This is a genomic window from Kitasatospora atroaurantiaca, from assembly GCF_007828955.1.
Taxonomy (GTDB): Bacteria; Actinomycetota; Actinomycetes; order Streptomycetales; family Streptomycetaceae; genus Kitasatospora; species Kitasatospora atroaurantiaca.
This window is the reverse complement of sequence record NZ_VIVR01000001.1, coordinates 550,592-576,606: the sequence shown is the minus strand read 5'-3', so window position 1 is coordinate 576,606 and position 26,015 is coordinate 550,592. Positions and strand designations below refer to the sequence as shown.

General features: G+C 71.5%; 17 protein-coding genes and 1 pseudogene. 12 read left to right on the top strand and 6 right to left on the bottom strand.

The genetic code is table 11. From position 1 onward, the window contains the following. Positions 1 to 34 precede the first annotated feature (34 nt). Complete coding sequence (locus tag FB465_RS02640) at positions 35 to 3,079, top strand: choice-of-anchor D domain-containing protein (RefSeq protein ID WP_145787244.1); 3,045 nt, start codon at positions 35 to 37, stop codon at positions 3,077 to 3,079. Positions 3,080 to 3,170: 91 nt separating this feature from the next. Here the strand turns inward: FB465_RS02640 and FB465_RS02635 are convergent, their stop codons facing one another. Continuing rightward, positions 3,171 to 3,815: a DUF4360 domain-containing protein gene (locus FB465_RS02635; RefSeq protein WP_145797093.1), complete on the bottom strand. Its 645-nt coding sequence runs from the start codon at positions 3,813 to 3,815 to the stop codon at positions 3,171 to 3,173. 439 nt (positions 3,816 to 4,254) lie between these two features. Here FB465_RS02635 and FB465_RS02625 point away from each other — a divergent pair, with 439 nt between their 5' ends. Next, positions 4,255 to 4,575 (top strand): hypothetical protein, encoded by a 321-nt coding sequence (locus FB465_RS02625; protein WP_170290477.1) that lies wholly within the window; start codon positions 4,255 to 4,257, stop codon positions 4,573 to 4,575. 209 nt (positions 4,576 to 4,784) lie between these two features. On the opposite strand, the gene FB465_RS02620 is transcribed toward FB465_RS02625, so the two are convergent. Both FB465_RS02620 and FB465_RS36550 read right to left on the bottom strand, forming a co-directional pair. Then, a complete protein-coding gene (locus FB465_RS02620; RefSeq protein WP_145787240.1) occupies positions 4,785 to 5,696 on the bottom strand; it encodes a phytoene/squalene synthase family protein in 912 nt (303 codons plus the stop codon). Between the two features lie 496 nt (positions 5,697 to 6,192). Next, positions 6,193 to 6,444, bottom strand: a complete 252-nt coding sequence (locus tag FB465_RS36550) for a substrate-binding domain-containing protein (RefSeq protein WP_246192463.1) — start codon at positions 6,442 to 6,444, stop codon at positions 6,193 to 6,195. A 58-nt stretch (positions 6,445 to 6,502) separates the two neighbouring features. Between FB465_RS36550 and FB465_RS36545 the strand changes: the two genes are divergently transcribed. Beyond that, the gene (locus FB465_RS36545) at positions 6,503 to 6,646 is read left to right on the top strand and encodes a hypothetical protein (RefSeq protein ID WP_246192462.1); all 144 of its coding nucleotides are present in this window, start codon (positions 6,503 to 6,505) and stop codon (positions 6,644 to 6,646) included. Further along, a complete protein-coding gene (locus FB465_RS35550; RefSeq protein ID WP_170290475.1) occupies positions 6,643 to 7,200 on the top strand; it encodes a hypothetical protein in 558 nt (185 codons plus the stop codon). Before FB465_RS36545 ends, FB465_RS35550 begins: the two co-directional genes overlap by 4 nt. A gap of 208 nt (positions 7,201 to 7,408) precedes the next feature. Here FB465_RS35550 and FB465_RS02610 read toward each other — a convergent pair whose 3' ends face one another. Further along, the gene (locus tag FB465_RS02610; protein WP_145787235.1) at positions 7,409 to 7,957 is read right to left on the bottom strand and encodes a hypothetical protein; all 549 of its coding nucleotides are present in this window, start codon (positions 7,955 to 7,957) and stop codon (positions 7,409 to 7,411) included. 494 nt (positions 7,958 to 8,451) lie between these two features. Between FB465_RS02610 and FB465_RS02605 the strand changes: the two genes are divergently transcribed. From FB465_RS02605 to FB465_RS02590, 4 genes and pseudogenes are all read left to right on the top strand, one after another. Further along, the gene (locus FB465_RS02605) at positions 8,452 to 9,582 is read left to right on the top strand and encodes a M24 family metallopeptidase (RefSeq protein ID WP_145787232.1); all 1,131 of its coding nucleotides are present in this window, start codon (positions 8,452 to 8,454) and stop codon (positions 9,580 to 9,582) included. Positions 9,583 to 9,596: 14 nt separating this feature from the next. Then, a pseudogene (locus FB465_RS02600) lies at positions 9,597 to 9,947 on the top strand (RNA polymerase subunit sigma-24); the annotation flags it as partial. Between the two features lie 531 nt (positions 9,948 to 10,478). Continuing rightward, complete coding sequence (locus tag FB465_RS02595; protein WP_145787230.1) at positions 10,479 to 13,589, top strand: non-ribosomal peptide synthetase; 3,111 nt, start codon at positions 10,479 to 10,481, stop codon at positions 13,587 to 13,589. Beyond that, positions 13,582 to 16,416, top strand: a complete 2,835-nt coding sequence (locus FB465_RS02590) for a polyketide synthase (protein ID WP_145787228.1) — start codon at positions 13,582 to 13,584, stop codon at positions 16,414 to 16,416. Before FB465_RS02595 ends, FB465_RS02590 begins: the two co-directional genes overlap by 8 nt. Positions 16,417 to 16,583: 167 nt before the next feature. On the opposite strand, the gene FB465_RS02585 is transcribed toward FB465_RS02590, so the two are convergent. Both FB465_RS02585 and FB465_RS02580 read right to left on the bottom strand, forming a co-directional pair. Beyond that, the gene (locus tag FB465_RS02585; RefSeq protein WP_145787226.1) at positions 16,584 to 18,368 is read right to left on the bottom strand and encodes an RCC1 domain-containing protein; all 1,785 of its coding nucleotides are present in this window, start codon (positions 18,366 to 18,368) and stop codon (positions 16,584 to 16,586) included. A gap of 246 nt (positions 18,369 to 18,614) precedes the next feature. Further along, positions 18,615 to 19,889, bottom strand: coding sequence for a PucR family transcriptional regulator (locus tag FB465_RS02580; protein WP_145787224.1), 1,275 nt, complete (start codon positions 19,887 to 19,889; stop codon positions 18,615 to 18,617). Between the two features lie 558 nt (positions 19,890 to 20,447). Here FB465_RS02580 and FB465_RS02575 point away from each other — a divergent pair. From FB465_RS02575 to FB465_RS02565, 4 genes are all read left to right on the top strand, one after another. After that, positions 20,448 to 21,791, top strand: coding sequence for a lipase family protein (locus FB465_RS02575; protein ID WP_145787222.1), 1,344 nt, complete (start codon positions 20,448 to 20,450; stop codon positions 21,789 to 21,791). Between the two features lie 507 nt (positions 21,792 to 22,298). After that, positions 22,299 to 22,739, top strand: a complete 441-nt coding sequence (locus FB465_RS02570; RefSeq protein ID WP_246193109.1) for an ATP-binding protein — start codon at positions 22,299 to 22,301, stop codon at positions 22,737 to 22,739. A gap of 62 nt (positions 22,740 to 22,801) precedes the next feature. Beyond that, positions 22,802 to 23,002, top strand: a complete 201-nt coding sequence (locus tag FB465_RS37825; protein ID WP_425461117.1) for a DUF7455 domain-containing protein — start codon at positions 22,802 to 22,804, stop codon at positions 23,000 to 23,002. A 280-nt stretch (positions 23,003 to 23,282) separates the two neighbouring features. Further along, positions 23,283 to 25,973: a LuxR C-terminal-related transcriptional regulator gene (locus tag FB465_RS02565; RefSeq protein WP_145787218.1), complete on the top strand. Its 2,691-nt coding sequence runs from the start codon at positions 23,283 to 23,285 to the stop codon at positions 25,971 to 25,973. Positions 25,974 to 26,015: the final 42 nt, after the last annotated feature.

Genomic DNA, 26,015 nt, shown 5'->3' with positions numbered 1-26,015 from the left:
CAACGACCATCATCGCGCGCACCGGAGGCACCGCATGACTCTGACGCAGCAGACCACGGCCATCACCGATGACACCACCGTGTCGATCGACCCCATGCGCACCGGGTGGACGCCCAACGAACCGGAGCTGTCGCCGGCGAACGTCAGCTCGGGCGACTTCGGCCAGCTGTTCGCCACCCAGCTGGACGGCCAGGTTTACGCCCAGCCCCTGGTCATCGGCGACACCCTGATCGCCGCCACCGAGAACAACATGGTCTACGGAATCCATGCGGTCAGCGGCAGCATCCTCTGGAGCAAGTCGCTCGGCAAACCGTGGCCCGCGTCGGCGATCGGCTGCGGTGACCTGGTGCCGAACATCGGGGTCACCGCCACCCCGGTCTACGACCCCACGACCAGGCTGGTGTACGTCACCGCCAAGGTCAACGACGGTCCCGACGTGCAGAACCCGCACTGGTACATGTTCGCGCTTGAGCCCGCCACCGGCAGCGTCCAGCCCGGTTGGCCGGTCACCATCCAGGGCAGTCCGGTGAACTTCCCGCAGAGCCGGTTCAATCCGTTCACCGCGATGCAGCGCCCGGGACTGCTGCTGCTCGACAATGAGATTTTCGCCGGCTTCGGCTCGCACTGCGACCACGGTCCGTACGTCGGCTATGTGGTGGGCGTCAGGACCGACACGCGCGCGCTGCGGATGTGGGCCACCGAGAACGGCAGCTCCTCCGGCATGGCCGGGGTCTGGATGAGCGGCGGCGGCCTGGTCTCCGACGGCCCTGGCCGGATCTTCTTCTCCACGGGCAATGGCGTCTCGCCCCCCAAGGGCCCGGGCAGCCGGCCGCCGGGCCAGCTGGCGGAGTCGGTGGTCCACCTCGCCAGCAGTGGTCCGGCCCTGGCCGCCAAGGACTTCTTCTGCCCCGCCAACGCGGACCAGCTGGACCGCGACGACATGGACCTCGGCTCCGGCGGACCGGTCGCCCTGCCGAACCCGCCGTTCGGCACCGGCACGCAGTACCCGCACCTGCTGGTCCAGATCGGCAAGGACGGCCGGGTCTTCCTGCTCAACCGCGAGAGCCTCGGCGGCCGCAAGCAGGGGCCCAACGACACCGACCTGGTGGTCAACATGGCCGGCCCGTACCACGGGGTCTGGGGCCATCCGGCGGTCTGGGGCGGCGACGGCGGTTATGTTTACGTTCCGGAGAACGACAGCGTGCTGCGCGCCTTCAGGTACGGCACCACCGGCACCGGCGTGCCCGCGCTGACCAGTGTGGGCACCAGCGGTCCGATCGGCCACTACCCGGGCTCCCCGGTGGTCTCCTCGCACGGGACGACCCCTGGATCGGCGCTGGTCTGGATCATCTGCCCGACCGGACCCGACGGCGCCGACGCCCAGGTGCGCGCGTACGACCCCATCCCGGTCCAGGGCGTGCTCAAGGTGCGCTGGTCCGCCAATATCGGCACCGCCGTCAAGTTCCCCGTCCCCGCCATCAGCAACGGGCGGGTCTACGTCGGGACCAGGGACGGCAAGGTGATCGGCTTCGGCAGCCCGTCCCAGTCGGCGCTGACCGGGAAGACGGTCGACTTCGGCCGGGTCGCGGTCGGCACCACCGGCCGCAGCGCCGAAGCGGTCACCGCGACCCGGACGGTGACGATCAACAAGGTGACCACTACCGCCCCCTTCGCCATCGGCACCCCGCCGCCGAACCTGCCCATCACGCTGAACAAGGACGGGAAGCTCAGTGTGCCCGTCGCCTTCACCCCAACGGTGGCCGGTGACGCCACGGCCACGCTCACCTTCGACGTCACAGTCGACGGAAAGCAGGGCATCGTGGGCTTCGACATGTACGGCACCGGAACCAAGCCGGGCTTCGCCGCCGCCCCGCCCTCGCTGGACTTCGGCGAGATCGCCACCAACACCTCCAAGAACCTGAGCGTCAGCATCACCAACACCGGCGACGCCGACGAGACGGTGGCCTCCGTCACCCTGCCCGCCGCGCCCTTCACCCTGAACAACCCGCCCAAGCCCGGCACGGTGATCCACCCCAGCGCGTCCTTGACCGTGGACGTGACCTACGCCCCGAAGGTCCCCAGTCCGTCGGGCGGCGACCGCTCCCAGTTCACCCTCACCGGTGTCTCCCAACGGTTCGTCACCGTGCCGCTCAGTGGGAAGGCGATCAACGGCGCACCGCATATGACGATCACTCCGATGGCGCTGGACTTCGGGAACGTACCGGTCGGCGGCTGGGCCGAGCAGAGCTTCGTGATCAAGAACACCGGCAATCTGCCGCTGACGATCACCAAGGCTGCGCCGCCCACCGCGCCCTACCACCCGATCGACCCCATTCCCGAGGGGCAGGAGCTCACCCCCGGCCAGGAGTACATCCAGCGCATCAAATTCGTGCCGACGGCCGTTGGGGCGGCTCCCACCGGGACGTACCTGATCACCGGCAACGATGGCCAGGGCGCGCAGACCGTCCGGTTCAACGGCAGCGGGGTGCAGAGCGGGCCGCTGCCACCCGTCACCGGCTGGGCGCTCAACGGCAGCGCCAAGCTCTCCGGTACCGACCTCGTCCTCACCGAGGCCCTCAACAGCCAGGTCGGTTCGGCGATCTGTCCGCTCGCCGTGCCCACCGCGAAGCTCTCCGGCAAGTTCTCCTCGGTCATCGGCGGCGGCACCGGGGCGGACGGCCTGGCCCTGGTGATCCTCGACGCCGGCCTGGAGACCGACCACTCCCTCGGCATCGGAGGTGGTGGTCTGGGTTACGCCGGGCTGCACGGGGTGGCGGTCACCCTGGTCACCCACAAGGGCCCCAGCGACCCGTCCGACAACTTCATGGGTGTGGCCACCGGCAGCAAGGGCCAGCAACTGGTGTACGCCGCCACCACCACCGGCATCCCCAACCTGCGCGCCGGCGAGCGGGTTGTCGAGTTCCGGGTGCTCAACGGGCGTCTGCTGGTGGCCATCGACGGCAGAGAGGTCATCGACGTCGCGGTGAAGTTGCCCAGCCCGGCCCTGATCGGCTTCACCGGCGCCACCGGGATGCTCAACGACAAGCACAGCGTGCCGAGGATCGTGATCAGTTACTGACCGGCGCCGCGTGGCAGGTCGAGGAGCTGTCCGCGGTGGAGGCCTTCGGCGCGGGCGGGCCGTACGGGGGTGACGGCCCGCCCGGCGGCCGTCAGGGGCAGTACTTCCAGGCGAGGCGGTAGACGGTGTTGATGTCGCCGTCGGTCGAGTCCATCGTCATGAAGCTGGTCGTCTTGGTCGGGTCGGAGGTGCCGGCGTTGACTCGCAGTTCGGTGTTTATGTTGAAGTTGCGCTGCTCGCCGCACGGCGCCCAGACCAGGGCGGCGACTGAGACGGTGTCGGTGGCCTGCCAGTTGTCGTCGTACGGGCCGTTGAACTGGTGGCTGAGGGAGTCGGTCTGGGGCGAGCCCTGGAAGTAGTAGTTGGCCCGCTGGACGGCCTTCGCGCCCTTCTCCAGGTGGGCGAAGCCGCGATAGTCGGCGGAGGCGATCGCGTAGGTGAAGCCCTGCGGGACGTGCACGCGAAGGTTCAGCTGACAGTTCTTGCGGAAGTCGGTCGGCTTGGAGCCGAGGCCGATCTGGGCGAGGTAGGAGCTGTACGTCACGGTGAAGGCGGTGTTGTCCGGGGCGACGGCGACCGCGGCGGTCCCGGCCGGACAGCCGGATCCGTTGACGGTCGCCACATCGATGACGATCTTGTCCGGCGGGGGCGTGGTCGGCAGGGCCGAGCTGCTCTGGGCGATCGTGCCGCCGAACAGCGATGCGACAACCCCCGTGGCGGCCAGCGCACGTAGCATCACGGGCTTTTCCTTCCGTTCATCCGACAACCCTGGGTGCCGCGGTGGTCCCGTGAAACCCGGGCTTTGGTCGCGAACATGACAACATGTGGGTCGGTTCGCGTCCAGGGATGTGACGCAAGCGGAACCGAGCCCGTCCGCGTGTGGGTCGGCAGGAGCGGCTGTGTCCGCTGGGGTGCTCGCTGGGCTGAGGGCTACCGCCAGCGCTTCGGGCCTCGTCCACGTCGACACCCAGGTGCACATCCCGAAGGCCTCGTGCCCCTGGTACCGCGACCTGATCGCAGCCCACCGCGCGAGGCGCGGGCAGTAGGTCGGGCATCGCGGCAAGACGGTGGACGGAGATTTCGGCCGTACGGAACGAGCGATGCTGACCGGAGTGCACCGGGATGCACGGATCCAGCCTCCGCCACCGAGGGATTCCAGGCCGAGAACATCAGTAATGGGAGATCGGGAGAGGCTCTCCAGGCTCATCGAGCATCTCCAGCCGCGCCTGCATGTCGGCGGCCAGTCCCACCACGAGAACGGACCCCGCCGCTACGGCCCGACGGTGTCACACGCGCTCGCCCAGCTGGTCGACCCCAAGAGGGATCGGTGGCAGCCGGAGCCGATCAATCCGGAGCAGCGGATCACGGCCGGCAGCATCGGTGTACTCGACACCCGGACGTATGCGTTCGAATACGTCCATGACGACTGGCTTGCCGATATCAGCGGCGATGACCTCGACCTCACCAGGATCGCTGAGATGACCAGGTCTCGATGACAGCGCCCCGGGCTGAGCTCAAGCTCGCCCGCCAGGGGCGATCACGGCAGGCGCTGGTTGCCCGTCATGTGCATGGGGATATCCCGGAGTCCGAGGGGCACGTGTGACCATGCACCTGGCCGACCGGACCGGAACCCTGTCGACCAGCCGCACCACGGTGGAGCACGTCTTCGCAGCTACCAGGGCGGCCCGGGGCGGGGCCATGGTGCTCAGCGGCTCGCGCGGCGCGCCCGGAGGTACTCGAGGCCGAGCAGGCGAAGGGCGGCGAGCTTGGCAGGGCCGGCCGAGCGGCGCAGCAGGGCCGGGATGTCGGCGCGGGCGGCGGCGCTGGTCAGCTCGTCCAGGCCGATCATGCAGCGGACCATGGGCCGGTGGGCGGGTGGGACGAGTCCGACCACGGCGCGACCCTCGGCGAGGGTGCGGTCGACCTGGTCGAGTTGGCCGGTGATCATCGCCCGGACGGACGGGAGGTTGCGGGCCTGCTCCAGATCGGTGCGGGTGACCCCGTGTCGGATCAGGGTCTGCTCGGGGATCGTCAGGCGGCCATCGGCCAAGTCCTCGGCGAGGTCGCTGACGAAGTCGAGCCGCTGGCTGGCGTCGATGAAGGTGCGACAGGCAGTCCGGTAGGCCGTCTGGTCGCCGTCCGGGCCGAGCAGGGTGGCGACCACCATGAACGCGGGCAGCGAGTAGCCGTCCACGTAGTGCTGGTAGTCGGCTTCGGTGGCGAAACCGGCGAAGTCGAGGTCGGCGGCGGCCCCGGCGAGGTGCTCCAGCGCGCGGTCGCGCAGGGTCGGGTGCGCGGCGACGGTGTTCAGCAGCGGGCGCAGCTCGGGGTTGTCGGTCCCGCCGGTGGCGAGGCTGTCGGCGACCTCCCGCTCCCAGTGCGCGTACGCCGCCTTCCGGTCGTCGAGCGGGCCGCTGTCGAGCAGGCTGTCGGTGCGGTGCATGTAGGCCGTGGCCGCGATCACGTGCGGCACGAGCCGCGGCGGCAGGAGGAGTCCTGAGGCCAGCACGGCCTCACGCTTGTACTGCGTCACCTGCCGACGCTGTCGGCTGTAGTCCTCGCGCAGTCCGGGGTCGTTGATCCCGGCCGCGTTCAGCGCGCTCTCCCAGCTGCCCACTCGCGTTCGCTCCCTCCCCGGTCGATGTACCCCGAGCCTAGACGGCGGTCGGCATCGTCCGAACAGAAGGGCAGGGACTCGGCGTGACGCCGGACGGTTCCACCGGCGAGGCCGTTCCCGCGAGGTCGTCGCTTCCCGTCGGCGGCCCGGGCACTCGGAGCCGCGAGCACCATACGATGACAACCTGTTCGACGGGCCGAGGGAAGAGGACGTTCGCAGCGAAGCGCCGCCGGCAGGGGGCGATGACAGGGTGTCCGACAAGCCCGGGGACCGTCGCCGGCAGTTCGATCGCGGTCACCACACGCGGAGTCGATGCGGATCAACAGTGCCGAACTCGCCGAGAACTACGTCGGGTTGTTACTCGGCCCGGTATTTTGACCGAGCCGAACCGAAGCCGCTCGGGTCCACGACCGACCAGAGGCGGCACCCCGGTCGAAAGGTGTGTCCAGCAGCAGGCCCACTCGTCCCGTTCCAGGCCGATGTCGCGTAAGGAGGGTCAAGGGGTGCGACCGGCCACCTGGCCCGCCGAAGTGAAAGGATCGGGGGTCGGAGCCGGCCCCGCGGTCGAGGACTGCCGTACGACGAGGCTGAAGGTGTTGGAGGTCGGCACCGGTGGCCCGGGTTCGCCGGTGAGGGCCTGTACGACGGTACGGGCGATGCGTTCGGCGTCCGCCGCGGAGTCGGTGGCGACCGTCGTCAGCGGCGGTACGGCCAGTGCCGCGGCCGGAATGTCGTCGCAGCCCACCACCGCACGACTGTCACGTCGATGCCCGCGGCCCGCATTGCGGCGGCTTCCTCGTCGTCCGGTGAGGAAGAGCGTCGACTGCACAGCCGGCAAGCTCGCCCGCATCGGACAGAGAGCCAGAGCATGGGAAGATCGCTTCCTCAACACCATCCGCACCAGAGCGGTCGTCGAAGCCATCCGAATCGTCATCGAGGAGCAGCTGTGACCGAGCAGCCCGGCCCGCAGCAGCGCATCGCCGACGCCATCCGCCCAGCCATGCTCAACGGCCTGCAGGACGCCGAACTGATCGGCGCGCCGGGCACCGAGCGCATCAACGAATGGGTCGACTGGATTGCGGCGGTCATCGCCGGCCAGGTCGTACAGCCGATCGCCGCCGAACGCGACGCCTTCGCGGACCGGGTGGACACCCTCACACACGTCGCCAAGCGCCACAAGGAGGGTTACAAGGACGCGGCCCGGGACGTGCAGCGACTTGAGGCCCGCGTCGCTGAGCTGGAAGCGGAGGTGACGCAGCTGCGTGCACCCGGTGTCGTGGTCGCCGGCCCGGGGGTGGAACCCGACGCGGCATTGGTGGCCGGCAAGCCGGCCCAGTCTCTCCGGGACCGGCTCCGCGCCAAGTACCCCGCCACCGCAGAGGCTCTGGACCGCCGGGATGCCGAGGCCAATCCGAGCCGGAACGCCGAGGACTGCACGCATTGCCCGAACGACCTGCCGTACCCGTGGAGCTGCCCCGGGCACGATGAGCCTGCGGCACTGTGACTTCCCGGCCGGACACGCGGCCCAGGATTTTGGGGCGTCGGGTCGACGGCAGCACAGTTCTGTGTTCGTGCGCGTGACCTCTTGGGCCAGGCCGAACGCCGTCGGGCGGAAGTTGGGGGTCAGGACCTCGTGCAGCGCCGCACTCATCATGACGACGGCGATCCTGGCACGTGGGTATGACAGACCGTCGGGCCCTTCGGCCTAGGCATCAGTCGTACGGCGCCGAGCGCACCAGGAGGGCGGCGCCGCGGCGCCTCGCGTGCTCGTGGGTGATCCGGACGATCTCGTGCCAGAAAGGCGCCGCGGTGAGGTACGTGCCGAGCGCGGCCATGATCCCGAGGGCCACGTCCACACTGATCCGGCCCTCCTCGGTCCAGTACACGTCCTGCAGGTCCAGCAGCAGCGCGAACTCGTCCGCGATCAGCGCCGTGCCGGCTCCGTAGCCCGCGGCGACCAGCGGATGCCGGACCGCCCGGTCGTCGCCGCGTACGGCGACCAGGCCGACGCCGGCCAGGGCCGCGATGCCGATGTTGTAGTGGTGCAGATGCCGCCCGCCCGCCGACACGTTGCCCCAGGGCAGCCAGCCGCCTCGGATGCCGTGGGTGATCAGCCGGACGGTGCCGAAGGTCGTACCGAAGGCGGTCCAGGTCACCAGGAGGGACCGCTTGGTCGGTGTCAGGTGGGTGTCGGCCGCCTGGCTCCAGCGACGTGCCAGGCCTGTGGGCGGGGAGCCGCGCTGCCCTGTGCGGGCGGTCATGAACCGGTCCCTTCTCGCTGTTCCTGCGGACGCTCGGTGCGATGCGTTCCCGCCGCGCCCCGCGCGGGCGCTTTCCCCGCGATCTGCCACCCGGACGGCGCAAGGCCGCTGCCGCCGGTACGAGGGCCCGGCGGTGCGCGGCCCGCAGCCGAGCCTCACGGCTCGTGCCCGGGCGCGTCGGGCGGCGGCCCCGTCCGGTGGGAGAGGGCGTGTCCGGCCGGCCCTAGAAGGCGCGGAATCAGGTGCATAACAAACGTTCGGTATGTAAAGTGGCGGCGTGTCGCTGATCCGCGGGGAGCCGCAGTAACCGCACGATTGCCGGTGCGGTTGGTGTCGACCGATCCTTGACGTTCGGGACTGCCGGCAGCCTGGGCTCTGAGGGAGGGGTTGTGGGGACCCCGGCCATGATGGCGTGCTCGGTGGCATTGCACAGTCCAGCCCGTGGATGGGCGGGCCGACCCGTCCCTGCCTGCCAGGCCCGAAGGAGATCTCGCATGCCCGACCCGGCCAGCCCGCTCCAGCTCACGGTCACCTCGGGCCGCCTGCGGCAGGCGCGTGAAAGTGCCGCCCGTGCCGGGGTCGACGCCCTCCTGATTTCGCCAGGTGCGGATCTGCGGTATCTGACGGGCTATCACGCCGCACCGCTCGAGCGGCTCACCTGCCTGGTGCTGCCCGTCGAGGGCGATCCGTTCCTGCTCGTGCCGGCCCTGGAGGAGCCGGCCGCACACGCTTCGCCTGCCGCGGGCCTCGATCTGGAGATCATCAGCTGGCAGGAGACGCAGGACCCGTACGCGATCGCTGTCGCGCGGCTGCCCGCGCGCGGGACGGTCGGCATCGACAATCGGATGTGGGCCGAGAAGGCGATGGCGTTCCAGGCAGCCCTGCCCGGCGGCAGGCAAGTCCTCGCCGGGCCCGTCCTGGGTGAGCTGCGTATGCGTAAGACGCCGAAGGAGGTGCAGGCGCTTCGGCAGGCCGCAGCGGCCATCGACCGCGTGCACGCACGCATGGCCGAATGGCTGCGGGTGGGACGCTCGGAGCGGGAGATCGGACGGGACATCGCGGATGCCATCATCACCGAGGGGCACGTCCAGGTCGACTTCGTGATCGTCGGGTCAGGGCCCAACAGCGCCAGCCCCCACCACGAGCTGTCGGACCGGGTGCTCCGTGCGGGGGACTCGGTGGTCGTGGACATCGGTGGAACCACTGCGGCCGGGTACTGTTCCGACTCCACTCGCTGCTACACGCTCGGCGAGCCGCCGGCGGAATACCGTCGCCTGTATGAGGTGCTGTTGCGCGCCCAGCGGGCTCAGACCGCCGCCGTGCGGCCGGGCATCACTGCCGAGGAACTGGACGCCGTCGGGCGGGACGTCATTTCGGACGCCGGCTACGGCCCGCAGTTCGTCCACCGTACCGGTCACGGAATCGGCCTCGAGACCCATGAGGAGCCTTACATCGTGGCGGGTTCGGCACGGCCTCTGGAAGAGGGGATGACGTTCTCGGTCGAACCGGGCATCTACCTGGCCGGACGCCACGGCGCCAGGATCGAGGACATCGTGGTGTGCACTGCGGACGGAGGCGAACGGCTCAACCGGACCAGCCGGGAACTCGCCGTCATCGCCGGCTGACCAGTGGCTCCAGCGCGGCGACGCCACCGGCGTCGGTCAAGGCGTTCCTCTCGTCCGTCGTGACCCGGATCTCGATCGACGTGCTCGGGTCGGCCCGGGTCCGGCGGGAGGAGGCGTACGTCGGGGCGTGGTTCCCCGAGCCGCTGCTGACCGACCCTGACCAGGACCCGGAACGCTCGGCGGAGTTGGCCGACTCGGTGTCGATGGCGGCACTGCTGCTGATGGAGCGGCTCAGTCCGCTCGAGCGCGCGGTCTTCGTGCTGCGGGAGGTGTTCGGTTTCGGCTTCCCCGAGGTCGCCCCGGCGGCCCCGGCCGAACCGGCGATGTCCCCGCGCGTCCGAGCCCGGGGACGCCGGCGTTTCGACCACGACCCGGGCCGCCGTGGTGCACTACGGCCGCCGGCCGCCGGAAGAGCAGGTGGAGCCGATCAGCGGGCTACCAGACGTACCGGCTCCAGTACGTCCAGTCCTCGGGTGGCGCCGGTCGGTCCGGATCGGGGTCGACGGGCGGCACGGGGCGGGCGCCGAAGAGGTAGGACCAGGCAGGGACGGTAGTTGGCGCCTCGAGACGATGCAGTCAGGACTCTCCCACCGGAGGTCGCGGCCGCACAGCGGGAGCCGGTGCACCCGCGACCTGTTCGCCACACGCCAGGGCGAGCAGGGCCGGGTGGCGATGAAGGCTTCTCAGAACCTCGGTGCGCGGTCGGTGGTGACGTGGCGTCCTGCGACGTCGCGTGCGGCGCCCTTACGTACGGGGCCGTGCGTCCCCAACCGAGTGTCCACCGGGGCCGAGTGCGCGCTCCAGTCATCCCCCAGCGCTCCCGGCTGAACTGCGGTCAGCACCCGGACGAGACCGGCGTGCCGTAACCCGATCTCGTCACCATCCATGGGGGACTCATGACAGCGGAGACCATCCGCTCGGCCACGCCGTCACAGCTCCGGCTGATCACCCACCACCGCCTGTTCCCGGGCGACGCCTCCTTCAACCTGCCGGTCTGCCACCGGCTGGACGGCGACGTCGATGTCGAGCGGCTGCGCTCGGTGCTCGAACGGCTGGGCCGCGGGATCGGCGCGTTCGGCGTCAGCTTCCACGACCGGGCCGGTGCGGCGGTCAGCGTCCAGGACGCCTCCCGGGTGGCGGAGTTCACGGTGCCCGTGATCGAGCTGCCCGGGCCGGGCCGGGTCCCGGTCGTCGAGCGGCTGACCGCGCTGGCCGACACGCCGATCGCCCCGGAGGCCCGGTCGCAGGTGGACTTCGCCATCCATCGGGCCGCCGACGGCGTGTACGTGTCGCTGCTCTTCTCGCACCTGGTCGCCGACGCCTACACGTTCTACAACTTCGTCGACGTGGTGGAGCGGCTCTACGAAGACCCGTCCGCCGACCTGCCCGGCACGGCCGCCCTCCACCCGGCCGATCTGGTCGACGAGCCGGTGACCGCGCCGGCCGCGCTGGAGTTCTTCGCCCGGCAGCTCGGCTCGCTCTCCTCGCTGACCAACGACGGGCTCGGACAGCCGCGGTCCGGCGGTGCGCTGGCGGGGACGCAGCGGCGGCTGGAGCTCGATGACGAGCTGTCCGCGCGGATCCGCGCACGGCTCGCCGAACAGGGCGCCAGCCCGTTCGCCTTCTTCCTCGCCGTGCACCTGGTGATGCTCTCCCGGCTCACCGGGAACCGCGAGCTGGTCGCGGGCGTGCCGCTCGGCAACCGGCGCGGTCTGCGCCAGCGCCAGGCGTTCGGCTACTTCGTCAACACCCTCCCGCTGGCGGTGGACCTCACCGCCCACCGGACCTTCGCCGACCTGGTCCGCACGGTGCAGGACGACTCGGTCGGCATGCTGCGGCACCAGAGCTTCGACCTGGCCGCCAACCTGCGCACGGTGGCCGAGGGAATGCAGAGCACCCTGCTGACTCTCGACAACGCCTTCACCTACTACCGCCAGCCGATCGAACTCCGGCTCCCCGGCAGCGAGGTGGAGCCGCTGCTGGTGCCCAGGCGGCAGGTCAGGTACCCGTTCGGTATGACCGTGGAGGATTTCGGGGGCCGGTTCGCGGTCAACCTCGAGTACGTCGACGGCCTGCGCGACGCCGACCCGGAGGGCATGCTGCGGCACCTGCTCACGCTGGTCGCCGAGGACCCGGAGACCGAACTGCGTTCCCTCCCCGCGATGGCTCCCGACCAGGAGCAGCGCATCCGGCGGCTGATCGGTGAGCCGGAGGACTTCGAGCTCCCGCTCTCGCTCACGGCCTGGTTCGAGCGGACCGTCGCCGAGCATCCCGGCCGCACCGCCGTCCAGGACGGCGACGACCGTCTGACCTACGCCGAGCTCAACGCCCGGGCCAACCGGGTGGCCCACCGAATCGCCGACCTGGTCCCCGGCGACTGCGTCGCGGTCGCTATGCGGCGCGGCCTCGACCTGGTCGCCGTCCTGCTCGGGGTGCTCAAGGCCGGAAAGACCTACGTGCCGCTCGACCCCGCCTCGCCCGCCGCCCGGATCGCCCACATCGTCGCCGACTTCGAGGGCGGGCTGCCGCTGATCGCCGACGAGAACCGGTGGCCGGACACCGGGATGCACCTGCTGGACAGCACGGCCCTGCTGGCCGAGGGCGCCGAGCACGACCCGGCGGGTGGCGACCGCCGCGCCGAGCCCGCGTACATCATCTTCACCTCCGGCTCCACCGGCCGGCCCAAGGGCGTCCAGGTGACCCACGCCAACGTGATGCGGCTGTTCCGCTCCGCCGAACGGCACTTCGGCTTCGGACCGGCCGACACCTGGTGCCTGTTCCACTCGTACGCCTTCGACGTGTCGGTGTGGGAGCTGTTCGGTGCACTGCTGCACGGCGGACGGCTGGTCGTCGTGCCGGAGCTGACCGCCAAGTCCCCGGACCGCTTCCTGGCCCTGCTGGCCGAGACCGGCGTCACCGTGCTCAACCAGACCCCCTCCGCGTTCCGGCAGTTGCTCAAGGTGCTGACGCCGCAGCAGGCCGACGCGCTCGCCGTGCGCCACGTGGTCTTCGCCGGCGAGGCGCTGTCGTTCGCGGCGCTGCGGCCCTGGTACGAGCTGATGGGCGAGCGCGCGCAGCTGGTCAACATGTACGGCATCACCGAGACCACCGTGCACACCACGTACCACCCGATCCGGCCGCAGGACGCCCTGTGCACCCGGGAGTCGGTGATCGGCAGGCCGCTGGCAGACCTGACGGTCACCGTGGTCGACCGGGACCTGCACCCGTGCCCGGTCGGCGTGCCCGGCGAGCTGCTGGTCGGCGGGGCCGGGGTCGCGCTCGGCTACCTGGGCCGGCCCGAACTCACCGAGCAGCGCTTCCTGCCCGGCCCGCGTCCGGGGGAGCGGCTGTACCGCTCGGGCGACCTGGGGGTGGTCCGTCCGGACGGCACCCTGGTGTACCTCGGCCGGATCGACCGGCAGGTGCAGCTGCGCGGCTTCCGGATCGAGCTCGGCGAGATCGAGTCCGCGCTGATGGCCGTGGACGGGGTCCGCGAGTGCGCCGTGCGGCTGTCCCGGTCCGCGCAGGGCGAGCCGGAGCTGGTCGGCTTCCTGGTCGGCCGCTCGATCGGCTCCGACGCGCGGGTCCGGGCCGCGCTGCGCGACCTGGTGCCCGCGTACATGGTCCCGGGCAGGCTGGTACGGCTGGACGCGCTGCCGCTCACCGTCAACGGCAAGGTGGACGACCGGGCCCTGCCCTGGCCGGCCGCAGAATCACCCCGGCCCGCAGCCCCGCTCCGGCAGGGCAACCACGAACTGGTGCGCGCGGCGTGGCAGCAAGCGCTGCCGGGCGCGGCCATCGGCCCGGACGACAACCTCTTCGACCTGGGCGGGTCGTCCGCGCACGTGATCGAGGTCTACCAGCGGCTCCAGGAGCGGTCGGACATCAAGGAGTTGGAGATCATCGACCTGTTCGAGCACACCACCGTACGCCGTCTCGCCGCCCACCTGGACGCGCTCGACGTTCCCGGACCGGCCGCCGCCGAGGAGGCGAAGACCGGTGTCTGAGCCGACCGACGAGACCGCAGCGATCGCCATCGTGGGGATGGCGGGCCGGTTCCCCGGCGCGGCCGACGTCCGCACCCTCTGGGCCGGCCTGCTCGAAGGAACCGAGCAGGTGCGGAGGTTCGGTGCGGACGAGATGCTGGGAGCCGGCGTCCCGCCGGAGCAGATCGCCGCCGACACCCATGTCCCGTACGGCGCCGACCTCGCCGACGCCGACCTGTTCGACGCCGAGTTCTTCGGCATGACGCCCCGGGACGCCATGCTGACCGACCCTCAGCAGCGGCTGTTCCTCACCTGCGCCTGGGAGGCCCTGCAGGACTCCGGGAACCCGCCGTCCCGCCTCACCGGGCGGACCGGCGTCTTCGGCAGCACGACCCTGAGCACCTACCTGCTCGCCAACGTCCTGCGCAGCCCCGAGTTCGCCGACTCCGCGTTGAGCTACCCGGTCCTGATCGGCAACGACAAGGACTTCCTCACCACTCGGGTCTCCTACCGCCTGGGCCTGACCGGCCCGAGCATGGCCGTGCAGAGCGCCTGCTCCGGTTCGCTGACCGCCGTGCACCTTGCCTGCGCCTCGCTGCGCCGCGGCGAGAGCGACCTGGCTCTGGCCGGCGGGGTCAGCGTCACCCTGCCGCAGACCGGCGGGTACGGCTACCAGGAAGGCGGCATCCTGTCCCGCGACGGGCACTGCCGGGTGTTCGACGCCGACTCCGCCGGCACGGTCAAGGGCAACGGCTGCGCCGTGGTGGCGCTCAAACGCCTCGCCGACGCGGTGGCCGACGGCGACCAGGTGTACGCAGTGATCCGCGGCACCGCCGTCAACAACGACGGCGCCGACAAGATCGGCTTCACCGCGCCCGGCCCCGCCGGACAGCAGGCGGCGATCCTGGCAGCCCTGGCCGAGTCCGGCGTTCCGGCCCACCGGATCGGCTACATCGAGACCCACGGCACCGGCACCGCGCTCGGCGACCCGATCGAACTGCGCGCCCTCGCCGCCGCGCACACGGCGGTCGGCGGCCCGGCGCCGGGCTGTGCCATCGGCAGCGTCAAGGCCAACCTCGGCCACCTGGACGCCGCCGCGGGCGTGGTCGGCCTGGTCAAGGCTGCCCTGGTACTGCGTCACCAGACCATCCCGCCGCAGATCAACTTCGACCGCCCCAACCCCCTTCTGCGGCTGGACCGGCTGCCCTACCGGGTGATCACGGAGGCCACCCCGTGCGACCCGCCGCTGGCCGCCGCAGCCGTCTCCTCCTTCGGCCTCGGCGGGACCAACGCGCACATCGTGCTGACCGCACCGCCGTACCGCGGCCCGAGCCCCGCGGGTCGGTACCCCGTCGTGCTCTCGGCCCGCGACCCCGAGGCGCTGCGGGCCGGCGCGCAGGACCTGCTCGACTTCCTGCAGACACAACCGGTGCCTGTGGCCGAGCTCGCCAGGACCCTGCTGACCGGCCGCGACCCCATGCCCGTCCGCCACGCCTTCACCGCCTCCGACACCGCGGAGGTGTGCGCCGGGCTGCAGGCCCTGCTCGACGGCGAGGAGCCCGACCGCACCGACGAGGCGGTCCTCGCCTGGCTCGACGGCGAGGACCTGCGGCCCGCGGACTGGGGCCTCGCCCGGGCGGGCAAGGTCTCGCTGCCGCCGTACCCGCTCCGGCCCGTCCGCCACTGGATCGAGCCCGCCGCGCCCCCTGAGCCCGCCGAGCCTGCCGATCCCGCACGGAGCGCCGGGAACGGCGAGCCCGCCGGGAACGAACGGAGCGCCGAGAAGGCGGCCCGGCCGTCCGTCGCCGGCGTCGTTGACCTCCTCGAGCGCCACCTGCGGAGGACGCCGATCAGCCCGGACGACGACTACTACGCGCTCGGCGGTGACTCGCTGACCGCCGTCGACATCGTCACGGCACTGCGGGACGCCTTCGGCGCGGAGATCGACCTGGACACCTTCGCGGCCCTGCGCACACCCCGCCGGATCACCGAGTGGATCGCCGAGCGGCTCGGCGGTGCCGGCTCCGGGGCCGTGGACGGCATCAGCCCGGTCCGGGACGGCGACGGGCGCACGCTCTTCCTGCTCCCGCCGGCGGGCGGCACCAACTTCTGCTACTTCCAACTGGCTTCGCACGCCGGGCAGGCCCGTACGCCTATCGCGGCCGTCACCTTGCCGGGCGACCGGCCGGCCACCCTGCGGGCCCTGGCGGGCGCGTACCTGGCATCGATCCGCATGGCGCAGCCGCACGGCCCGTACCGGCTAGGCGGCTACTCCTTCGGAGGCAACGTCGCATTCGAACTCGCTCTGCAGCTCCAGGCCGAGGGCGAGGAGGTCGAACTGCTGGTGATGTTCGACAGCCACCCGCCGGAGGCCTACGTGGGCTCACGAATCACCGACAAGGAATTCGCCGCCGCCTTCCCCCTGATGCTCCGTCAGGCCTTCGCCCACGACCTCGACCCGGCGGTGCTCGACAACCCGCCCGCCGACCTGGAGCAACTGCTCGAACTCGCGCGGCTGCCGCACTGGACCGAGGCCACGGTGGCCGAGTACCGCAGCTTCTTCCGCACCTGGAAGCACAACCACGACGCCCTCAAGGGCCACTACCCCGACCGGCCGCTGCGCACCGACCTGGTCCTGTTCGAGGCCGAGGAGCAGGAGAACCGGGACCTCCTGGAGGCCCTCCAGATCCGCACCGAACCGAAGACCCGCTGGCAGGGCCACCTGGAGGGCGAACTGGCCGTACTCCCCGTCCCGGGCAACCACTTCACCATGTTCACCGACCCCGCCCACCTGAGCCGTCTGGCCGCCGCCCTGGACTCCGTCCTGGCCGCCTACGACCGGCCCTGACCGTCGACGCCCGCGAGCGCCCCCGTCCGCCGGACGGGGGGCGCTCGTCGGGGAAGCTGCCGGTGAGGTGGGTACCGGGCCACCGGACCCCACCGGGTGGAGCGGGCCCGAGCGGGCCGGCCGCGCGGCAGGGGCGGGTGTCGCCCCGCCGCGCGGCCGACGACGCGTCAGCGGAGCGGTGTCGTGATGGTCGCGGTGTTGTTGTCGGTGTCCGGGTCGGGTGTGGTACCCGTGGCCCTCGCGGTGTCGGTGATGCTGCCCCCACCGGTGCTGACCGGCCTGACCACCAGGGTGACGGTGGCCGTGGTGCCGGAAGCCAGCACGCCGATGGTGCACTTCACGCTGTCGGTGGAGCCGACGGGCGGGGTGACGCAGCTGCCCTTGCTGGCGGCGGCACTGACGAACCGGCCGTTCGCGGGCACCGTGTCGGTGAGCGTGACACCCTCCGCACTCGTCGGACCGCTGTTCCGCACGGTGACCGTGTACGTCAGGTTCGCACCGTTCACGACCGGCTCGGGGGAGGCGCTGATGGCGACGGCGAGGTCCGCCAGCGGCCGTACGACGGCCGTGGTGAACTCGGTGCCGCCGCTGATGACGGTCGCGCCTTCGAGGAACCGGCCGCACGGCGCGCTCTCCCCGACGGCACAGACACGTACGGGCGTGTTCCGCTGAGTGGTGGTGCCGTCTCCTACCTGGCCGTTGGTGTTCCAGCCCCAGCCGACCACGCCGCCGTCGGAGCGCAGCGCCACGGCGTGGCCGGTGCCGGAGGTGACGGCGGATACGCCGGTCAGGCCCCGGGTGCAGGGCGCGCTCTCGCCGACGGCACAGACGATGACGGGCGTGGTCCGGTTGGTGGTGGTGCCGTCGCCGAGCTGACCGAGGAAGTTGTATCCCCAGGTGCGGACGGCTCCTGTGGTGGTCACTGCGGCGCTGAGGGCGCCGGTGCCCAGGGCGGCGATGCCGGTCAAGCCCTGAGTGCAGGGCGCGCTCTGGCCGACGGCGCAGACGCGCACCGGCGCATAACGGTCGGTGGTGGTGCCGTCGCCGACCTCGCCGTCGGCGTTGAGGCCCCAGGCGACGACGCTGCTGTCGGAGCGCAGCGCCATGCTGTGGCCTCCGCCGGCTGAGACGGCGGTGATGCCGGTCAGCGACGCGTTGCACGCCTGGTCGGCGCAGACCGGCTCGGCAGAGGTCGAGTTGGTGGTGGTGCCGTTGCCGAGCTCGCCACGTTCGTTGGCGCCCCAGGAGAAGACGAAGCCGCTGGAGAGCAGGGCGAGGTTGCCGCCCCCGGCGGTGATGGCGACCACGTTCGAGAGTGCGGACGTGCAGCTGTACCGACAGGTCGTGACCGGCGTGTTGCGTGAGCTGGTGGTGCCGTCGCCGAGCTGGCCGAAGGCGTTGGAGCCCCAGGCGGCGACGGTGCCGTCGGCAAGCAGCGCCAGGCTGTACGAGTAGCCGGCGGCGACGGCGACAACGCCGCTGAGGAATGCCGAGCAGGGTGCGCTCTGACCGGCGGCGCAGACCGGCGTCGGGGTGGCCTGATCGGTGTACGTGCCGTTGCCGAGCTGACCGGAGGCGTTGTTGCCCCACGCGAGGACGGTGCCGTCCGAACGCAGCGCGAGCGTGTGGAGGTCGCCGCTCGAGAGCGAGATCACATCCTGGAGCGGCCCGGTGCACGGGGCACCCCCGCAGACGCGGTCGGGCGTCGTGCGGTTGGCGATGGTGGTGCCGTCGCCGAGCTGGCCGTTGTTGCCCCGTCCCCAGCCGAGGGCGGTCCCCGGGACGCCGGGGCGCAGCGCCCTGACCCCCGGCCCGGGCGCGGCGTGCGCGGGAGTCACGCCGACGGCGAGCAGCAGGGCGGCGAGCAGCGCGAGGACGAGGACGCGCAGTCCTGGCAGGGACGGTCGGTGCGGCGGCCCGGGCGGGTGGTCCACGGTGAGGACGTGCGGCATGTGCGGTTCCTGACGTTGTCCGGGATCGGTACGAACCCAACATGCGCAGCCCGTACCGGGCGATCCGCGGCGACAGCACCGGCAGGTCACTCCGCCGGGTGCACCGCCACCACCTGCCACGGGGCAAGCTCCGACCCCGGGGCCGAGCCCGGCCGGCGGCAGAGGAACTGCGGCGGCCGCCCTGTTGCGGCCGAGGCGTTCGGCGCGCCCGCCGGCCGGGCGGCTGCTCGGCCGGCGCGGGCGGCATCAGCCGATGTCGTGTCCGCCGTGCCGGACGGTGTCGTGGGCGGCCAGCGCGGCGCGCAGTGTCAGCTGGTCGGCGCCCCGGGCGGCGTCCAGGCCGGTGAGCTCCGTGGCCTTGCGCAGGCGGTAGTCGACCGTGTTGGGGTGGACCTGGAGGCGGGCGGCCGCCTGGCGCCGGTCGAGGCCGCAAGCGAGGAACGTGCGCAGCGTGTCGAGCAGTTCGGGGCGCCGGGTCAGTGGGTCGAGCAGCACGGCGAGCCTGTCCCTGGCCCGGCTCGGGCGGCTCAGCTGGTACTCCAGCAGGACGTCGTCGAGGAGGTACAGCCCGGGTCCGCGGCCGGATGCCTGCGCCACCTCCCGTACCTCGCCCACCAGTCGGGCGGCGTCCGCCACGCCCCCCGGTGCGGCGGCGGCCGCTGCCACCAGCAGCTCGGCGCCGCACATCCGGCCGAGGTGTTCGACCAGCCGGGAGAGCCGGTCCCGGTCCGTGCTGCCGAAGTCGCCCGGCGGTGTGTCGGAGGGGATCAGCACCAGGCCGCCGTTCCCGGACAGCGCGGACAGCGGGTCGCCCGCGGTCTGGCGCTGCAGTTCGTTGCGCAGCCGCCGGAGTTTGCGGCGGGCGGCGACGGTGTGGTTCACACCGGGCAGCAGCTCGTCGGGGTGCGGTCCCATGGTGATGCCCAGGACCAGGTAGCAGGGCGGCAGCGGGAGGCCAGCGCGGTCGGCCGCGGTCTGTGGGTCGCCGCCCTCCAGCAGCCGGGACAGCAGCGACTGCCGGGCGACCTGCTCGTCGCTGAGCGCCGCCTGCCGCTCCTGGACGTACCCGGCCGCGACCGCGCAGCTCACCAGGCGGAGGTAGCCGAGCAGCCGGTCCTGGACCAGCAGCAGGTCCGGCAGGTCGCCCGGCCCTGCGGCCGCGAGGACCCGGGCCGCGCACTCCTGCGCACCGAAGTGGTAGGCCCCGACGACGGCCTCCAGCGGTACGCCCTCGTCCGCGCGCCGGGCCGATGATTCGCTGATCCTCGCCAGTTCGGTCTCTCCCGGCGGCTCGCCGGTGCGCAGCACCTCGGTGAAGGCCCGGATGCCGCGGTCCACCTCCCGGGTGACCTCGCCGCGAAGCTGTTCGGAGGGGAGTGCCCCGTAGGCGGGAAGCCCCTCGACGAGCCGGGCCATCACCGCGGGTGCCAGGGCCGCCGCGGCGGCCCTGAGCCGCTCGTGGACGGGTATGCCGCCGAGCTGCGGCGCCGAGTCGGGCTCCGCCGCGTTGGATGCGGTCACAATCCACCTCGCGAATCTCTGTTGTACGGCCCGGGGACACGGCGCCGTACCGCCGCCATGATGTTTTCCGGGACGTTACTTACCAGTTGGTAACACGTCTGCCGGTGGACCACCAGAGGTGCACGGACCCCGACCGCACCGTCCACCGGACCCCCACACCCCCACGCATACCGGAGGACCGCCTTGCCCGCGCGAAAGGCCGCCGCGCCCCCACCCGCCGCCTCCGTCCCCGTGCGGTGACCGACGTCATCCCGCCGGACAGCGCGGCCCGCGCCTCTGCCCTTCACGTCCATGAACCGGGTGCCCGACCACTCGTCAGGCCTCGAAGAGGTACCGACCGGACGGCCACCACAGCTCTGCCTTCCGGACGGCTTCGCCCGGACCACCCCACCTGCCCACCCACCTGAAGCGGCCCGGTCCCACGGCGGGCGGCTCGACCGAGGAGCGCGACCCGGGCCCGCCGCGCCACCCTGTCGCGCCTCCGCACGGCGGCGCCGCCCGCGGCGACCTGCACCTCCACCAGATCCCGATGATCCCAACCCACGAACCGGGGGAGAAATGCGAAAGAACACGTCTCGGCTACTCGCCATCGCCGTCACCGCCGCCATGGCCGCAACGGCCATGGCCGCTACCGCAGGCCCCGCCGCAGCAGCCACACCGTCGGCTGCTGCGGTGAGCGACCCGTTCTACACCTACGACGGCAGCGTGTCCCTGGCCTCGCTCGCGCCGGGCACCGTACTGAAGACACGGACCCTGCAGTACCACCTCCTGGGGCTTCCCACCCCGGTGAAGGCGATCCAACTGCTCTACCGCACCACCGACGCCCAGGGCCGCCCGGCCGCCAACGTCACCACCGTGGTGCGAAGCCTGACGGGCGACGGCAGCAAGGCGGTCTCGTACCAGTCGTTCTACGACTCCCTCAGCCCGCAGGACGGCCCGTCCCGAGCCATCGCCGGCGACCTCACCCTCGGTGGGCTGATCCCGAACGTCGAGGCCCTCTTCCTGGTGCCGCTCCTGTCACAGGGTTACAACCTCGTCATCCCGGACACCGAGGGGCAGACCGCCGACTTCGCGGCCGGCCCGGAGTACGCGACCAACACGCTGGACTCGATCCGCGCCGCGACCAGGTCCGCGGCCACCGGCATGAACTCCGACACCAGCTTCGGCCTCATGGGCTACTCCGGCGGTGCCATCGCGACCGACTGGGCGGCCGCACTCGCACCGGGCTACGCACCGGAGGTCAACAGAAAGCTGGTCGGCTTCACCGAGGGCGGCCTGCTCGTGGACCCGGCACACAACCTCAAGTACGTCGACGGCTCCCTGGTGTGGAGCGGCGTCATCCCGATGGCGGTCATCGGGGTCTCCCGCTCCTTCGGCATCGACCTCAAGCCCTACCTGAACAACTACGGCCTGACGGTGTACCAGCAGCTGGAGCACGGGTCGATCGCCGACGCCCTCGGCCACTACCCGGGGCTGACCTGGAAGAAGATGGCGAAGCCGCAGTACGCCGACCCGAACTCGGTGCCGGCCTTCCTCGCGGCGGTGAACAGGATCAACCTCGGCTCGGCCCCCACCCCGACCATCCCCGGCTACATCGCCCAGGGCAACGGCGGCGTCCTGGAAGGAACCTTCGGCAACCCGCCCGGCATCGGAACCGGCGACGGGGTGATGGTCGCCGGAGACGTCCGGGCCCTTGCCCGGCAGTACTGCGCCACCGGCAACGGCCCGATCAAGTTCCAGCAGTACGACCTGCTCAGCCACGTGGGCGTCCCCGTCGTATGGGCGCCCCAAGCCATCGGCTGGCTCAAGGACCGGTTCGCGGGCCGGACCGCCCCCTCCGACTGCGGTCACATCCCCGCAGGGAACTCCCTGGCCCCGGAACAGCCGGCGTCGACCTCCTGACAGCCCGGGCCCAGAACACCCCGCACCCCCGAGGCCCCGCCGCACCCGGACCCACGCGGCGGGGCCCACCCGCGCCCGGCAGCCACTGTCCGCGCCGAGCGGCACCACAGCTCCCCGGCCACCACCGGGTGTGCACCCATCGGGCCTTCCCCTGATGCGAGGACACTGGAGGCAGCTGGATCTTGATGGTCCAGGAGAACGGAGTCCCTGTGGGGATGAAGCGGCTTCCGTAACTGAGCCTGCCCCAGCAGCGATTCCCAGCTCAACCTCCCGAGCGTGTGAGCCTCTGTCCGCAGCCGGGGCCCCGAAGCCGGCCGGCGCCGATCCGAGCCAGGCGCTCCGAGTTCACGGAGATCATTTCACCGGGAGAACCGGGCTTCGGCATTACTTCGTCCAGGGAGAACTAGGGAAATTCCCGGATATGCACACGACCGAGACCAGGGATGGTGAAAGGGCAGGTCAGTCGGGCACACCGACGCCGAGGCGGGGACACGAGAGGTGATCCTGATGGAAGCCGTAGCCGAGTATCGCGCTTCTCCCGATCGATCCGACGAGAACGGGCGAGGACTCAGTCTCACTCTTCCCCGAAGACCTTCGAGCGTCGCCCGGGCCCGCGGCCATGTGAGGGCAGCGTTCGGCGGGCTGGGCCTGCTGCATCTGATCGAGACTGCGGTCCTGCTCACCAGTGAGCTGGCGACCAACGCGGTCCGGCATGCTCACGCCGGACGTACCTTCGAGATCACCGTGCGGTCCGTAGCGGACCACGTGTGGGTCGAGGTCGCAGATCAGGACGGCAGTCCCTTGCCGTCGACGCGCGCAGCACGGCTCGACGACACGGGCGGTCGAGGCCTCCATCTCCTCGATTGCCTCGCAGACAGGTGGGAAGCCGAGTCGAACGGCACTGGCAAGATCGTCCGGTTCGGGCTGTCGCTCGCCCGTCCCAGCTGAGTGCTCCGCCGCGCGCACCTGCAGTAACGACAGGACGCAGGATTCACGATTTGAGGTCGACCATGTGTGTCGGAATCGCTCGCGGGCTCGTAACCGAGGTTCGCTGCGCCCAGTGTGGCGCCCGCGCCCACCTCCGGGCGGTGCCCGGCAATGGAGACGGACCGCTGTTCTGCCCTCACGACGACATCCAGCACCGGTCGGGCATGGAGAAGTCCTCCCGCCATGGTCAGGACGAGTCCGGACTCATTCGGGATCCACGGTAGGACTGTGGTTCGGTAGTCCGCCGACCACCGCTCGGGCCCGGTCGTCCGGCGCAGCCGGAGGGGCGACGATGGTGGCGAACAGACTTCGGGTGACATGGCGCGGGTCCGGTCGATTGGACAGGCGCTGAGCAGTGGGACGGTTCGGGATGACCGGCAACAGGGCGCGCGCTCCCTCAGCGGGCCAGTGGATGGATGACTGGACCGCGGAGCGGTTTGTGGGGCGGGAAGAGGAGCTGGCCCGGCTGCGCGAGTGCGCGGAGTCGGTGCACGCCGGTCGGCCGTGCGTGGTGTCGGTGGAAGGGGAGCCGGGGATCGGGGTAAGACCGCGCTGGTTCGGGGGGCCGTCGCGGAGCTCGGCGACTGCACCGTGCTGTGGGCGGCCTGCGATGCCTCGGAGGCGGACCTGTCCTTCGGGATGGTCGGCCAGCTGGCGGCTCTGGCGCCTGCGGTCGACGTGGAGCAGCTCCCGTTACTGCGGGGGCTGACCGGGGCCGACAGGGCACCGTTTCGCGTCGGAGCGCAGCTGTTGGAACTGCTGGGGGAGCTTCAGGCCGGCGGGTCGGTCGCGATCGTGGTCGACGACGTCCCATGGGCGGATTCCGCCTCGCTGCAGGCGCTCGGGTTCGTCCTGCGCCGCCTGTGGGCGGACCGCGTGCTGATCATCTTGACCGCCCGCACGGTGCAGCAGCCGGGCGAGGGAGGATCGGAGGAGTGGCGCCGTTTGATGGCCGGCCGGGTCCGCGCCCGCCGGCTCCTCCTCTCCGGTCTCAGCGCGGCAGAGGTCGCTGAGCTCGCCGAGCGAATGGCGCCTTCAGGTGCCCCATCGGTCAGTCCCTCCGCCGTCGAGCGCCTCTGGCGGCACACGGCCGGTCATCCGTTGTACGTACAGACGATCCTTGCCGAGTTGCCCGTCGGGAGCGAATCGGGCCTGCCGGACCCCTTGCCCGTACCGCCATCCCTCGCGGACGGGATCGAGCGCAGTGTGGCGGCACTGCCGCAGGACAGCCGAGACCTGCTCGAGGCGCTGGCCGTGCTTGACACACGGTCACCGCTCCGGCTCGCGGGTGACCTCGTCAAGATCGTGGACCCTGCGGGTGCGCTTGAGCCGCTCCTTGCCGCCGGGCTGGTGCGGTGGTGGCCGGCGGAGCCGACCAGCCCGGTCGGAATGCGACACCCGCTCCAGCGCCAGGCCGTCTACGAGGCACTCGCCCCACAACGTCGACGGGACCTGCACGCGGCCGCGGCCGCGCTGGTGGACCGCGCGGCGTCGTGGCGGCACCGGGTCGCCGCCGCAGCCCACGCGGACGACGAGCTCGCCGCCGAGTTGGAAGCGGCTTCCGGGGAGCACCTCGACGCAGGAGATCCCGCCCGGGCCGCGACGCTTCTGCTGTGGGCGGCCGACCTCTCCGAGCAACGAGACGCGCAGGAACGGCGTCTGCTGACCGCCGCGGCGCAGCTCATGGGCAGCAGCCAGATCGTGCGGGTCCAACCGCTGCTCGGCAGAGCGGAGGCCTGCGCTCCGTCGCCTCTGCGCAGCCTGGTCCTCGGAAGTTACGCCGTCTCACGCGACGAGCTTGCGACCGGCCGGGCCCAGCTGTCATCGGCGGTTCAGGAAGGTCGCGGGGCACCGGACACCGCCTGGATCGCGGCGATGGCGGGCATTGTGCTGTCCGTCGCCGACACGTGGCTGGGCGACTTCGAACACGCGGTCCGGTCGGCTCGAGACGTGCTCGACCTCGCTGCCGACGATGCCTATGTCGCCCCGCGTGCGACTGCGGCACTCATGGCGGCGATGGCCGGGCTGGCGGGGCCGAGGGCCGCCTTGCGGGAGCTCGCCCGGGTGGCGCGGCTCCCCGACACCCCGGCAGAGGTCGTACCCGAGCACGCGATCCTGCTGAGGTGGCGCGGTGTGTACCGGACCGTTGCCGGGGACCACGCCACCGGTGCCGACGATCTTGCCGCGACCCTGCGTCTGGAGCGGACCGGCGACTTCCAGGACGAGTACACCTATGCCGCCCTCGGCATGGCCCAGTACCTGCTGGGGCGCTGGGACGAGGTGACGATCAACGCCGAGCACGCGATCACTGCCGCCGCCGTGGGCGACAAACCGTGGGGCCTCGTCCTGGCGCACACCATCGCCTCGCTGGTGCCCTCCGGCCGCGGCGAGTGGCAGCGAGCGGAGGAGCATGTGCGGGCGGCCGAGCACTGGTCGGCGGCCCTGGGTCTGAGCGCGTACGCGGTGTGGCCGGCGATCGCAGCAGCCACGCTGGCCCAGGCGCGTGCCGATCACCGCGTGCTGATCGACCGGCTCGAAGCCGTGCTGCGCGAGCCGACGGCCCTGCTCTCGATCCATGAAGGCAGCTGGCGGCCGTTGCACATCGAGGCGCTGCTGGCGACGGGCCGCCTGGAGGAGGCTGCCGCGTCGCTGCGGGCGCTGCAGGCCTTCGCCGAGGACGCCGGCTACCTGCAGGTGGCGATCGCCTGGCTGTCGGGTCGGCTGGCCCAGCAGCATGGCGACCTCTCCTCCGCACAGACCTGCTACGAGGAAGGACTGTCCCGACCGGTCACCGTCGACGACGCACCGCTGCACCGGGCGTTCCTGGAGCACGCCTACGGCCGGTTGCTCGCGCAGCACCTGCGCGACCGCAAGGGCGCCGGCGAGAAGCTGCGCAGCGCCCACGCCCGATTCGCCGCCCTGGGGGCACAGCCGTTCCAGCAGCGCTGCGTTGCCGATCTCGCCGCCTACGGGCTGCACACCCCGGAGGCCGGCAAGGACAAGCTGGAGACGCTGACCGACCGCGAACGCACCATCGCCCACCTGGTGGCCCGGGGACTGACGAATCAGGAGACCGCCGCCGAGATCTACCTCAGCTCGAAGACGGTCGAGTTCCACCTGTCCCGAATCTTCGTCAAGCTCGGCATCACCTCTCGCCGCCAGCTGCGCGATCTGGTCGGGGACACCTCGAGGTGAAGGCTGACGGTCGAATACCGGGGCGCGACAGCTCCGCGGTCA